This is a genomic window from Kitasatospora sp. NBC_01287 (assembly GCF_026340565.1).
Lineage (GTDB): Bacteria > Actinomycetota > Actinomycetes > Streptomycetales > Streptomycetaceae > Kitasatospora.
Genome location: NZ_JAPEPB010000002.1, coordinates 618,818 through 631,725, shown reverse-complemented (window position 1 = coordinate 631,725; position 12,908 = coordinate 618,818). Strand labels below are relative to the sequence as shown.

Below are 12,908 nucleotides of genomic sequence, written 5' to 3'. Positions count from 1 at the left end.
ACCGGTCGCCGGCCCCTCCTCGCCGGACCGCCGGCCGGCGACGCCGACCGGTCGGCCACCCGAGGAAGCGCCTTGAACCTGGGGTGACTTGGTGACAGGCACGGCAGGGCTCCGAGGCTGGTGAGAGGAGCTGATGGCCCCTCTGGACAGGAACTTAGGTTAGGTTAACCTATCTTCCGTCGGAGGCCGCCGGGCCCGGGTCGTTCCCCATGCGTCACCGTGCCTCCCGTGCCTCTCGTGCCTCCCTGCGCACCCCCGTGCGCTCCTGCGCACCCCCGTGCACCCCCGGCCCTCCGAAGTCCTTCCCCGCTTCCCGCTGCGAAAGAGAAACACCCATGAACTCCAGAAGCGCCAGCCAGCTCTCCCGTCGCGGCCTGCTCGCCGCGGGCGGAGCCACCGCCCTGGGCGCCCTGCTGGCCGCCTGCGGCAGCGGCGGTGGCGATGGTTCGAAGGGCGGCGCGGCCGGCGCCGGTTCGTCCGCCGTGCCGAAGAAGGGGCCCTGGTCCTTCACCGACGACCAACCCAGGACGCTCACCGCGCCGAGCACCCCCTCGCGGATCGTCGCCTTCACCGGCACGGCCGCCGCGCTGGTCGACTTCGGGCTGGACCAGCAGATCGTCGGGGTGTTCGGCGAGACCAGGACCGCGGACGGCAAGGCCGACCCGCAGGCCGGCGACCTGAACGTCGACAAGGTGACGGTCATCGGCAACGCCTACGGCGAGTTCGACATCGAGAAGTACGCGGCGCTGCGCCCGGACCTGCTGGTGACCCACATGTACGACCCGGGCGCCTTCTGGTACGTGCCGGACGAGAGCAAGGACAAGATCCTCCAGGTCAACCCGGCGGTGGCCGCGATCACCGTGGCGCGGGTGCCGATGACCCAGCCGATCGAGCACTACGCGAAGCTGGCCGAGTCGCTCGGCGCCGACCTGGGCGCCAAGAAGGTCACCGACGCCAAGGCCCGCTTCGAGGCCGCCGCCGAGAGCGTGCGGCAGGCGGCCAAGGCGACCGGCGGCATCAAGGTGCTGGCCGGGTCCGGCAGTCCGGACCTGTTCTACGTCTCCAACCCGCAGATCAGCACCGACCTGATGTACTTCGCCCAACTCGGCGTCGACTTCGTGGTGCCGACCAAGCTGGACGCCGGCGGCTACTACGAGGGCCTCAGCTGGGAGAACGCGAACAAGTACCCGGCGGACGTGATCCTGCTGGACGACCGGAGCACCTCGCTGCAGCCGAAGGACCTGGCGGGCAAGCCCGCCTGGGGGCAGCTGCCGGCGGTGAAGGCCGGTCAGATCACCCCGTGGAGCTCGGTGCCGCGGTTCTCCTACGCCGGTGCCGCACCGCTGCTGGAGGGCCTGGCCAAGGCCATCCGGTCGGCCAAGAAGGTCAGTTGAGCACCGCCGCCGCTACCGCCACTGCCGCCGCTACCGCCACTGCCGCAACCACCGCCACCGATGCGGACGCCGGGAGCCGGGCGCTGATCGCCGGACAGTTCCGCTTCTTCGAGGCGCGGGTGGTGCGCAGCCGCAGGCTCGGCCCAACGCTGACCCGGATCACCTTCGGCGGCGAGCAGTTGGCCCACTTCTCCTCCGGTGGGCGCGACCAGAGCTTCTCGCTCTTCCTGCCGCACCCGGGCCAGGACGCCCCGCTGCTGCCGATCGAGGCGGGCCCGGCCTGGTTCGAGGGTTGGCGGGCACTGCCCGCCGAGCAGCGGGCCGTGCTGCGTTCCTACACCGTGCGCGCGCAGCGGCGCGAACGCGCGGAGGTGGACGTGGACTTCGCACTGCACGGCACCGGCCCCGACGATCCGCCGGGCGCGGCGGGGCCGGCCTCCCGATGGGCCGCGCAGGCCGCGCCGGGCGACCGGGTGGTGCTGCTCGGCCCGGCGGTGGCGGACAACCGCAGCGTCGGCTTCCGCCCGCCGCCGGAGAGCGACTGGGTGCTGATCGCGGCGGACGAGACGGCGCTGCCGGCGGTCGGCGGGATCCTGGACTGGCTGCCGGCCGGCACCCGGGTGAAGGCCTGGATCGAGGTGCCGCACCCGCATGACATCCAGCAGCTGCGGAACCCGGGGGAGTTGGAGGTCAGCTGGTTGGTGCGCGGCGCTGACGGCTCGTCCCAGGCGCGGCAGCCGCAGGGGGCGCTGGCGGCGATCCGGGCCGCCGAGCTGCCGCCGGGGGTGCCGTACGCCTGGCTCGCGGGTGAGTCAGGGCTGGTCCGGGCGCTGCGCCGGCACCTGGTGGGGGAGCGCGGCTTCGACCGCCGGAGGGTGGAGTTCTCCGGCTACTGGCGTCGCGGCGCGTCCGAGGAGCAGCTGCGCGCGCAGGCGTCGGCCGGAACTGACGCCACGTAATCCGGCTTCCGGTCAACTCGGCCCGTCAGCACCATCATTCGAAGGCCTGTCCCAGCTCGGGGCGGGCCTTCGATCACTTTTCGACAAAGTTAGGATAGGCTAACCTTACTTTCGACCCGCCCCCGTGACTGCCGAGGACTGGCCATGAGCCTTCAAGGACCTGCTGTCGAGACCCTTTCGACGCCGACCCGCACCGCGACCGCCCCGAACGGTGCCAGAAGGCACTTGTTCAACGACCGCACGCTGGCCGAGTACCGCAGCTCGCTGGCCGACGGCATCGACCGGGTGGCCGGCCGGGTCGCCCGCACCGCGCGGCCGTTCAGCGGGATCACCCCGCAGCGGCTGTCACCGGAGATCTCCGGGATCGACCTGGACCGCCCGCTGGGCGAGGCGGGCGCCGCGCTGGACGAGCTGGAGGAGGTCTACCTGCGCGACGCGGTCTACTTCCACCACCCGCGCTACCTGGCCCACCTCAACTGCCCGGTCGTCATCCCGGCGCTGCTCGGCGAAGCGGTGCTCAGTGCCGTCAACTCCTCGCTGGACACCTGGGACCAGAGCGCGGGCGCCACGCTGATCGAGCGCCGGCTGGTCGACTGGACGGCCGGCCGGATCGGCTTCGGGGTGGACGCCGACGGCGTCTTCACCAGCGGCGGCAGCCAGTCCAACTTCCAGGCCCTGCTGCTGGCCAGGGAGGAGGTGCTGGCCGCCGCTGCCGCCGGTGAAGGCACCGAACAGCCGTCCGCACGCGAAGAGTTGCTGCCCAGGCTGCGCGTCATCGCCTCCCAGGCCGGACATTTCAGCGTGCAGAAGTCCGCCAAGATGCTGGGTCTGGGACCGGACGCGGTGATCACGGTGGCGACCGACCGGCAGCGCCGGATGCGACCGCGGGCGCTGGCGGCCGAGTTGGCGCGCTGCCGCCGCGAGGGCCTGCTGGTGATGGCCGTGGTGGCGACCGCCGGCACCACCGACTTCGGCTCGATCGACCCGCTGCCGTCGATCGCCGACCTCTGCGAGCGGGAGGGCGTCTGGCTGCACGTGGACGCCGCCTACGGCTGCGGCCTGCTGGTCTCGCCCACCCGCCGCGAGCTGCTCGACGGCATCGAGCGGGCCTGGTCGGTCACTGTCGACTACCACAAGTCGTTCTTCCAGCCGGTCAGTTCGAGTGCCCTGATCGTCCGCGACAGCGTGCTGCTGCGGCATGCCACCTACTACGCGGACTACCTCAACCCGGCCCGGATGGTCGAGCAGCGGATCCCCAACCAGGTCGACAAGTCGATCCAGACCACCCGCCGCTTCGACGCCCTCAAGCTCTGGCTCACCCTGCGCGTGATGGGCGCGGACGCGGTCGGCGCGCTCTTCGACGAGGTGGTGGACCGTGCCGCCGCCGCGCACGACCTGCTGACCGCCGACCCGCGTTTCGAGGTGGTCACCCGCTCGCAGCTCTCCACCGTGGTCTTCCGCTACCTGCCCCCGGCCGGGCCCGGGCGCGAACTGGCCGACGCCGCCAACCTGCACGCCCGCGAGGCGCTGGCCGCCTCCGGTGAGGCGGTGGTGGCCGGGACCAAGGTGGACGGCCGGCACTACCTCAAGTTCACCCTGCTCAACCCGGAGACCACGCTCGCCGACATCGCGCACGTGCTCGACCTGCTCGCCGGCCACGCCGAGCGCCACCTCGCGGGGTCGCGGCCCGCCGCCGGGCTGTCGCGCGACCGCGGCTGACCGCGGCTGACCGCGGCTGACTGCAGCGCCTCCCGCGCGTTCGCCCCGCCCCGCCCCGCCCCGCCGCTCCCCTTCCTCCGTTCGACCTGCCACGGGAGACCCGCATGTCCACCCACGACTTCATCGCGATCGGGCTCGGCCCGTACAACCTGGGCCTGGCCTGCCTGACCGCGCCGATCGAGGAGCTCGACGGCCTCTTCCTGGAGAGCAAGCCCGAGTTCGACTGGCACCCCGGGATGCTGCTGGACTTCGCCACCCTGCAGACCCCGTTCATGGCCGACCTGGTCACGCTCGCCGACCCGACCTCGCCGTACTCCTTCCTCAACTACCTCAAGGAGTCGGGCCGCCTCTACCCGTTCTACATCCGCGAGAGTTTCTACCCGGTGCGCGGCGAGTACAACGAGTACTGCCGCTGGGCCGCAGGCAAGCTGGGCAGCATCCGCTTCGGCCACCAGGTCCGCCTGGTGGAGTACGACGAGGGGGACGCCCTCTACACGGTGACCGCCACGGTCGGCGGCGAGACGGTGCGGCACCGGGCCCGGCACCTGGTGCTCGGTACCGGCACCCCGCCCCACCTGCCCGAGGCCTGCCGGGGGCTGGGCGGCGACCTGGTGCACAACTCCGGCTACCTGGAGAGCAAGGCGCGCCTGCAGGCCAAGCAGAGCGTCACCGTGGTCGGCAGCGGCCAGAGCGCGGCCGAGATCTACTACGACCTGCTGGCCGACGCCCCGGCACACGGCTACCGGCTCAACTGGGTCACCCGCTCGCCGCGCTTCTTCCCGCTGGAGTACACCAAGCTCACCCTGGAGATGACCTCGCCGGAGTACGTCGACTACTTCCACGCGCTGCCCGAGGAGACCCGCTACCGGCTGGAGGCGCAGCAGAAGGGCCTCTTCAAGGGCATCGACGCGGACCTGGTCAACAGCATCTACGACCTGCTGTACCAGCAGAGCGTCAAGGGCCAGGTGTCGACCCGACTGTTCACCAACTCCGCGCTGAGTACGGCTCGCTGGGACGAGACGGCGGGCGGCTACACACTCGGGCTGCACCACGCCGAGCAGCAGCGCGACTTCGAGCTGCGCACCGAGGGCCTGGTGCTCGCCACCGGCTACCGGTACCGCACGCCGGACTTCCTGGCGCCGGTGCTGGACCGGATCCGCCGGGACGGCCACGGCCGCTTCGACCTGGCCCGCAACTACAGCATCGACAGCACCGGGCGCGGCATCTTCCTGCAGAACGGCGGCACCCACACCCACAGCATCACCTCGCCCGACCTCGGTATGGGCCCCTACCGCAATGCCTGGATCATCCGCGAGCTGACCGGCCGCGAGGTCTACCCGATCGAGAAGGCCATCGCCTTCCAGGAGTTCGGCGCGCCGGAGGGCGTCGTCGCGTGACCGACCGCGTGACCGACCCCGTGACCGGCCGCGTGACCGACCCCGTGACCGACCCCGTGCCGCCCGAGCCCCACCCCAGCGCCGAGCAACACGAGAGCCTCCGCATGAGCACCCCGACGAGCACCCCCATGAGCACCCCCATGAGCACCCCGCAGCACCGCAGCACCGTCCTGTTCTCCCGCACCGACCCGCGCCTGGGGCAGTTCGCCGTTCGCCCGCTCGACCTGGCCGAGGACGCCGAACTGCTGCACTCCTGGGTCACCCACCCCAAGGCGCCGTTCTGGATGATGCAGGGCCGCTCGGTGGTCGAGGTGGCCGCCGAGTACCGGGCGATCCTCGAACACCCGCACCACGACGCCTTCATCGGCCTGGCGGAGGGGCAGCCGGCCTTCCTGGTGGAGCGCTACGACCCGGCGCACGTCGAGCTGGTCGGCCTCTACCCGCCCGAGCCGGGCGACATCGGCATGCACTTCCTCTGCGCGCCCACCGACGCCCCCGTGCACGGCTTCACCCGGGTGGTGATCACCACCGTGATGGCCTTCCTGCTGGACGACCCGGCCGTGCGCCGGGTGGTGGTCGAGCCGGACGTCCGCAACACCGCCGTGCACGCGCTGAACGCCGCCGTCGGCTTCGAGCCGGTCGGCCCGATCAGCAAGCCCGAGAAGGAGGCCCTGCTCAGCTTCTGCACCCGCGAGCAGTTCGCCGCCGCCACCCGAGGAGCCGCCGCGTGAACCCCGTCGCCCACCTGAGGCCCGACACCTGGGCCGCGGCCAACCGGCTGCTGGTCCGCAAGGCGCTCGCCGAGTTCGCCCACGAGCGGCTGCTGACACCCGAGTCGCTCGGTTCCGACAACTACGCGGTGCGCGGCGACGACGGCGCCGTGGAGTACCGCTTCACCGCCCGGCTGCTGCGCCTGGACCACTGGCAGATCCCCGCCGACTCCATCACCCGGTACCGCGACGGGCGCGAACTCCCGCTGGACGCCGTTGACTTCGTCCTCGAACTGCGGCAGACGCTGGGCCTGTCCGAGCAGGTGCTGCCGGTCTACCTGGAGGAGATCAGCTCCACCCTGGCCGGCAGCGCCTACAAACTGGACAAGCCCGAGGTCAGCGCCACCGAGCTGGCCAAGGCCGACTTCCAGGCGATCGAGACCGGCATGACGGAGGGCCACCCCGGCTTCGTCGCCAACAACGGCCGGATCGGCTTCGGCGGCGACGAGTACCACTGCTACGCGCCCGAGGCGGCCAGCCCGGTCCACCTGGTCTGGCTGGCCGCGCAGCGCGCCCACTCGACCTTCACCAGCTGCGCCGACGTGGACTACCAGCGCCTGATCGAGCAGGAGCTGAGCGCGGCCGAGCGGGCCCGGTTCGACGCCGCGCTGGCCGACCTGGGCCTGGACCCGGCCGACTACCACCTCTTCCCGGTGCACCCCTGGCAGTGGTTCAACAAGCTCTCGGTCACCTTCGCCGGTGAACTGGCCGAGCGCCGCCTGGTCCTCCTCGGCGAGGGCGCGGACTCCTACCTGGCGCAGCAGTCGATCCGGACCTTCTTCAACACCAGCGATCCGGCCAAGCACTACGTCAAGACCGCCATCTCGGTGCTCAACATGGGCTTCATGCGCGGCCTCTCCGCCGCCTACATGGAGGCCACCCCCGCGATCAACGACTGGCTGGCCCGGTTGATCGCCGGCGACCCGCTGCTGCGCGGCACCGGGCTCTCGATCATCCGCGAGCACGCCGCGATCGGCTACCGCCACCGGCAGTACGAGGCCGCCACCGACCGGTACTCGCCCTACCGCAAGATGCTGGCCGCGCTCTGGCGGGAGAGCCCGGTGCCCTCGCTGGCGCCCGGCGAGCGGCTGGCCACCATGGCCGCGCTGCTGCACACCGACCGGGCCGGGCAGTCGCTGGCCGCCGCGCTGATCGAGCGCTCCGGGCTGGCCCCCACCGAGTGGCTGCGCCGCTACCTGGACGCCTACCTCACCCCGCTGCTGCACAGCTTCTACGCCTACGACCTGGCCTTCATGCCGCACGGCGAGAACGTCATCCTGGTGCTGGACGAGGCGGGGACCGTGCGGCGCGCGATCTTCAAGGACATCGCCGAGGAGATCGTGGTGATGGACCCGCAGGCCGCGTTGCCGCCGCTGGTCCAGCGGGTGCGGGCCGACGTCCCGGACCGGATGAAGCTGCTGTCGATCTTCACCGACGTCTTCGACTGCTTCTTCCGCTACCTGGCCGCCACCCTGGACGAGGCCGGTGCCCTGGCGCAGGACGACTTCTGGCGCACGGTGGCGCGGTGCGTCATCGACTACCGGGCCCGGGTGCCGCAGCTGGCCGAGAAGTTCGAGCGCTTCGACCCCTTCGCCGAGCGCTTCCCGCTCTCCTGCCTGAACCGGCTGCAACTGCGCGACAACCGGCAGATGGTGGACCTGGCCGACCCCTCGGCGGCGCTGCAGCTGGTCGGCGACCTGGTGAACCCGATCGCGCCGTTCGCGCCCACGGCCCCGTGACGGCGCCGCGCGCCGCGCGCGGCGGTCGACTCGCGGTAGACCACGTCGCCCCCGGCCACCCGCCGGGCGACGAAGGACGGGACTAGGCCGTGTCTGACAATTCGCGTCGGACAGGCCCGCGGCGTTTGGCGATGCCGGCCGGTGCACCAGTGAGCCCCGACGGAAGACCCCGCCCGCGTTCGCCATCCCGCCGGCCAGCGGCTCGCGCGGTGCGGGCCTGGTGGGCGGGGTCTCGTCGGGCGCCGGCTCGTCCGGTGTCGCGCCGTTCATCGCTGTCATACGGTCACACTATGACCGCCGGGCGCCGCCTGAGGGCGTCCCGCGGTGCGCCATCTGCCGTTCTGGCAGCGGCAATCGGCCACTCGTGCGGGTGAACTCCTACGGCGCGAGGGTCATGTTGGCAGCCCGGTCGTGCCCTGGAGCCCCAAGGTTGCCCAGACGAGCCCGTGATCGAGCGGGCGCCTGAAGAGATGGGGAGCGATGGGCCGAGAGCACATCGACACCCGATTGCTCGAAGAACTGACCGAGCAGTCGCAGGACCTGAACAGCGACGCGATGCGGATCACGCACGCGGCGCTGGCGGACTACGCGGAGAGCGTCGAGCCGCAGGCGCGCTGGTGGCGGCGCGGTGGCGCGCTGGCGGGCATGGCGGGCATGGCGGGCATGGCCACGTTGCTGGGGAGTTCGCGGGCGTGGGCGGCCTCCGGCAGCCCCTCGGCCTCCGCCTCGGCGTCGGGCTCCGCCTCGGGCACCGCCTCGGCGTCGGGCTCCGCCTCGGGTTCGGCCTCCGCGTCGGGCTCCGCCTCGGCGTCCAGTTCCGGCTCGGCGTCCGGCTCGGCGTCGGCCTCCGGTTCCGAGTCGCCGTCGACGGCGAACGACATCATGGCGCTGCAGACCGCGGCGTCGATCGAGACCCTGGCCGTGAGCGTCTACCAGACCGCGGCCGGGCTGCCGTTCATCCAGAACGGCAACAAGACGGTGCAGACCTTCATCACGACCACCACCACCCAGCACCAGGCGCACCTGAAGGCGTTCAACGCCGCCGCCGTGCAGTCCGGCGGTCAGCCGCAGAACAACCCCGACCCGAAGTACAAGGCGATCGTCGACCAGGCGCTGCCCACCATCAAGACCCCGGCGGACGTGGTCGCGCTGGCGCTCACCCTGGAGGACGTGGCGGCCCAGACCTACACCGCGAACGTCAGCCAGGTGAGCGACGCGCAGCTGCGCCAGCTCTTCGCCTCGGTGGCGCCGGTGGAGGCGCAGCACCGCTCGGTGCTGCTGGCGGTCCAGGCCCTGCTCGCGGCCAACGCGGCCAATCTCGTCACCATCCCGGTGGACCCGGGCAAGCTCCCGGCGGTCGCCGGCAGCGTGGGCATCCCGGACACGTTCTACCCGACCAAGAACGCCTCGCCGATCAGCGAAGGGGCCGAGCAGTGACCGCGTCGAAGGGCGGCTGGGAGCTGCCGATCAGTGAGCGTGAACTGTCCTCCCTCACCAGGGAGATGACCGCGGCGCACGAGGAGACGCTGCCCGTGATGCGGGCCGCCGGGCTGGAGCTGGCCGAGGAGATCCGCTCCCGCGGCGGCGAGCGGCCGGCGCACCCGGGGCGCCGCGGCTTCCTGCTGGGCGCCGGTGGCGCGGCGGCGGCGCTGGCGCTGGCGGCCTGCTCCAGCGGCGGCAAGTCCGGTGCGGCCGGGGCCCCGTCGGCTCCCGGCGGGGCAGGCGCAGGCGTCACCGGCGCCGCCGCGATGGCCTCGGGCTCCGCGTCGGGCCAGTACACCGGCGACCTGCAGCTCGTCGCGCTGGCCACCGCGCTGGAGAACCAGGCGGTGGGGGCCTACCAGGCCACCCTGGACGCGGCGAAGGCCGGCAAGCTCGGCACCGTGCCGCCGGCGGTGGCGAACTTCGTCACCACCGCGATGGCCCAGCACGCCGACCACGCGAAGGCCTGGAACGCGGTGCTGACCGGGGCCGGCAAGCCGGCCATCACCGGTGTGCCGCTCTCCAACCAGGCCCAGGTCACGTCCGCGCTGGCCGCCGCGACCGATGTGACCACGGTGGCCAAGCTGGCCCTGCAGCTGGAGGACCAGGCCGCGCAGACCTACCTGGTGGCGACCTACAGCGTCACCAGCCCGGGTGGGATCGCCACCGCCGCCACCATCGCCCCGGTGGAGGCCATGCACGCGGCGATCCTCAACTACGTGCTCGGCCAGTACCCCGTCCCGGACGCGTTCCTGCCCACGGACAAGGCCGCCAGCCCCAGCCTGCTGACCGTCTGACCCACCCTCGAAGCGTCCACGCAGCACCCCGGCGGAGCCGGCGTCGGGACCGGCCCCCTCGGGCCGCCCGGCGCGGCCCTGCCGGGGCTGTCCCCCTGAAAGGCCACCCCGATGTTCCACACCCTCCGCCGGCCCCGGCGGGCCACTGTGGCGGCCGGCGCCGTCCTCGCGCTGCTCAGCCTGGCGGGCTGCTCCAGCAGTGGCGGGGGATCGGCGGCCGGTTCCACCGCGCCGACCAGTGCCGCGCCGACCACCGGCGCCCCCAGCGCCACGGCCTCCGCGTCAGCCTCGGAGTCAGCCTCGGAGTCCGCCTCGGCGTCCGGCACGGCGTCGAGCACGGCGGCGTTGACGGTCACCATCAAGAACTTCGCCTTCAGCCCGGCCGCCCTCACCGTCGCGCCCGGCGCCACGATCACCGTCACCAACCAGGACTCCACCGCGCACACCCTGACCGCCACGGGCGGCAAGGCCACCTTCGACACCGGCACCCTCCAGCCCGGTAAGTCGGCGACGATCACCGCCCCCACCGCCGCGGGCAGCTACCCGTACGACTGCACGATCCACCCGTTCATGTTGGGCACCCTCACGGTGCAGTAGCACCCCCAGCGCGACCAGCACCCCCAGCACCCCCAGCGCGACCTGCGCCCCGCGTACCACCCCTGTCGGCCCCCGGACGTGCCACGAGCACCCGGGGGCCGACCGCGTCCCCGCCGCCCCGAGCGCCTGCGGCCCCGAGCGCCTGCGGCCCCGAGCGCCTGCGGCCCCGAGCGCCCGCCGCCCCCCGCGTGCCCGCGCCGCCCGGACCGCCGAAGTGACGACAAGTCACCGTGACACGCGATCAGCCGCCCCGCTCGGAGGCGCCGCGCCGATTGGTCCACCCGACGGTGAACCAGTTCGCCCCCGCGGGCCGTCAGCACCCCTGCGCCGGGCCGCCACAGGGGACTTGGTCCGGACCTTTGCCGGCTTCCGGCGGCGATTCCGTTTCCGTCGTTGCGCGCTGTGCAACGGACTCGCACGAATCGATAACTGGTGTAGACCTGCATCCGAACTCCGGGCAATCTGATGGTGCGGGGCCGCCGTGCCCCGTTCACCCGGACCGCAGCCACCCGCAACGCGGTCGGGCCCCCGTCGCGGCCGACGCGAGACCGTCCGGCCGGCACCCCCGTACGTCCCCGGCGCTGCCAGCGCCGCCCGCTCGACCTGCCATGCCCCGACGACCTCCCACTGCGGAGGCGCCGGCTCCCCCCATCCCTATGACGGACCTCGCCCCAGGCAGTCCATGCGTCCAAGGCGGTAACCACGTTGAAGAAGAACGTTCTCCACCTCTCGGCCCTGTGCACCGTCGGTGTCCTGGCCCTCGCCGCGTGCGGCAGCAGCGGCGGCAGCTCCGGTGGTTCCGCCAGTGGTCCGGTGACCATCAAGCTGGTGGCCGCGGACTACGGCGACAAGGCGTCCAACAGCTCCTCGCTGTACTGGAACGACGTGGCCAAGAGCTTCGAGGCGAGCAACCCGAACATCAAGGTCGACGTCCAGGTGATCAACTGGAACGACATCGACGCGCAGGTCAAGACGATGATCCAGAGCGGCAACTACCCGGACGTCCTGCAGACCGGCGGCTACGCGGACAAGGTCGCCGACAACCTGCTCTACCCGGCCTCCTCGGTGCTCTCGCCGAGCACCCAGTCCAACATCATCCCCTCCTTCGCCAAGGCCGGCGAGGTGAGCGGCACCCAGTACGGCATCCCGTTCGTCTCCTCGGCCCGCGCGTTCTTCTACAACAAGACGATCTTCGCCCAGGCCGGCATCGCCGCCCCGCCGCAGACCTGGGCCGACGTCGCCGCCGACGCCGCCCAGATCAAGGCCAAGGTCCCCGGCGTGACCCCGTACGCGCTGCCGCTGGGCCCGGAGGAGGCGCAGGCGGAGAGCATGATCTGGGAGCTCGGCAACGGTGGCGGCCCCACCGACGCCTCCGGCAAGTACGCGCTCAACAGCCAGGCGAACATCGACACCTTCTCCTGGCTCAAGACCAACCTGGTCGACCCGGGCCTGACCTACGCCAACCCGGCCACCACCGACCGCAAGACCGCCTTCGCGGACTTCGCCGCGGGCAAGGCGGGCATGCTCAACGGCCACCCCTCGCTGATCCAGATGTCCACCGACGGCAAGGTCGACTACGGCGTCGCGCCGATCCCCGGCAAGACCGGCCCGCTCAAGTCCACCCTGGGCGTGGCCGACTGGATGATGGCCTTCAAGAAGAACGGCCACCAGGACCAGATCAAGAAGTTCCTCGACTTCGCGTACTCCAAGGAGAACACGCTGAAGTTCGACGAGACCTACAACCTGATGCCGGTCACCCAGGACACCCTGACCGACATGACCAACAGCGGCAAGCACGCCGACCTCGCGCCGTTCTTCGCCCTGCTGCCCAACGCCGAGTTCTACCCGCTGGGCAACACCACCTGGGACACCGTCTCGGCGGCCATCAAGAAGAGCGGCGGCACCGCGGTGACCGGTGACCCGGCCAAGGTCCTGGGCGACCTGCAGAAGCAGGCGCAGGACGCCGCCTCCAACAACTGATCCACCGTCAACCGCGGTATGGGGGGCGGCTGCTGCCGCCGCCCCCCGTACCGTCCGCAGACCGCGCGGCCGCC

The 12,908-nt window shown here is 72.0% G+C and carries 11 protein-coding genes; 10 read left to right on the top strand and 1 reads right to left on the bottom strand.

Annotation, left to right across the window (positions count from 1 at the left end; all coding sequences use genetic code 11):
* The first annotated feature begins 335 nt into the window (after positions 1-335).
* The 6 genes from OG455_RS39805 (at position 336) to OG455_RS39780 (ending at position 7,978) form a co-directional block, all read left to right on the top strand.
* Positions 336-1,394, top strand: a complete 1,059-nt coding sequence (locus OG455_RS39805) for an ABC transporter substrate-binding protein (RefSeq protein ID WP_266301647.1) — start codon at positions 336-338, stop codon at positions 1,392-1,394.
* 83 nt (positions 1,395-1,477) lie between these two features.
* Entirely contained in the window at positions 1,478-2,353 is an 876-nt protein-coding gene (locus OG455_RS39800) for a siderophore-interacting protein (protein ID WP_266301847.1), read from the top strand.
* Between the two features lie 144 nt (positions 2,354-2,497).
* Positions 2,498-4,072 carry an aspartate aminotransferase family protein gene (locus OG455_RS39795; RefSeq protein WP_266301646.1) on the top strand — a complete coding sequence of 525 codons (1,575 nt, stop codon included), beginning with the start codon at positions 2,498-2,500 and terminating at the stop codon, positions 4,070-4,072.
* A gap of 104 nt (positions 4,073-4,176) precedes the next feature.
* Positions 4,177-5,469: a lysine N(6)-hydroxylase/L-ornithine N(5)-oxygenase family protein gene (locus tag OG455_RS39790; protein ID WP_266301645.1), complete on the top strand. Its 1,293-nt coding sequence runs from the start codon at positions 4,177-4,179 to the stop codon at positions 5,467-5,469.
* A 140-nt stretch (positions 5,470-5,609) separates the two neighbouring features.
* Complete coding sequence (locus OG455_RS39785) at positions 5,610-6,200, top strand: GNAT family N-acetyltransferase (RefSeq protein WP_266301846.1); 591 nt, start codon at positions 5,610-5,612, stop codon at positions 6,198-6,200.
* On the top strand, positions 6,197-7,978 hold the full coding sequence (locus OG455_RS39780; protein ID WP_266301644.1) for an IucA/IucC family siderophore biosynthesis protein: 1,782 nt from the start codon (positions 6,197-6,199) through the stop codon (positions 7,976-7,978). The genes OG455_RS39785 and OG455_RS39780 overlap by 4 nt, the downstream gene beginning before the upstream one ends.
* Before the next feature lie 584 nt (positions 7,979-8,562).
* Here the strand turns inward: OG455_RS39780 and OG455_RS39775 are convergent.
* The gene (locus tag OG455_RS39775; protein WP_266301643.1) at positions 8,563-8,862 is read right to left on the bottom strand and encodes a hypothetical protein; all 300 of its coding nucleotides are present in this window, start codon (positions 8,860-8,862) and stop codon (positions 8,563-8,565) included.
* Between OG455_RS39775 and OG455_RS39770 the strand changes: the two genes are divergently transcribed.
* The 4 genes from OG455_RS39770 to OG455_RS39755 all read left to right on the top strand — a co-directional run bounded on the left by OG455_RS39770 (position 8,861) and on the right by OG455_RS39755 (position 12,834).
* Positions 8,861-9,415 carry a ferritin-like domain-containing protein gene (locus OG455_RS39770; RefSeq protein ID WP_266301642.1) on the top strand — a complete coding sequence of 185 codons (555 nt, stop codon included), beginning with the start codon at positions 8,861-8,863 and terminating at the stop codon, positions 9,413-9,415. The two genes, OG455_RS39775 and OG455_RS39770, sit on opposite strands and share 2 nt — an antisense overlap.
* Positions 9,412-10,257 carry a ferritin-like domain-containing protein gene (locus OG455_RS39765; protein WP_266301641.1) on the top strand — a complete coding sequence of 282 codons (846 nt, stop codon included), beginning with the start codon at positions 9,412-9,414 and terminating at the stop codon, positions 10,255-10,257. Before OG455_RS39770 ends, OG455_RS39765 begins: the two co-directional genes overlap by 4 nt.
* A gap of 111 nt (positions 10,258-10,368) precedes the next feature.
* Positions 10,369-10,854, top strand: coding sequence for a cupredoxin domain-containing protein (locus tag OG455_RS39760; protein ID WP_266301640.1), 486 nt, complete (start codon positions 10,369-10,371; stop codon positions 10,852-10,854).
* Between the two features lie 705 nt (positions 10,855-11,559).
* Positions 11,560-12,834 carry an extracellular solute-binding protein gene (locus OG455_RS39755; protein ID WP_266301639.1) on the top strand — a complete coding sequence of 425 codons (1,275 nt, stop codon included), beginning with the start codon at positions 11,560-11,562 and terminating at the stop codon, positions 12,832-12,834.
* Positions 12,835-12,908: the final 74 nt, after the last annotated feature.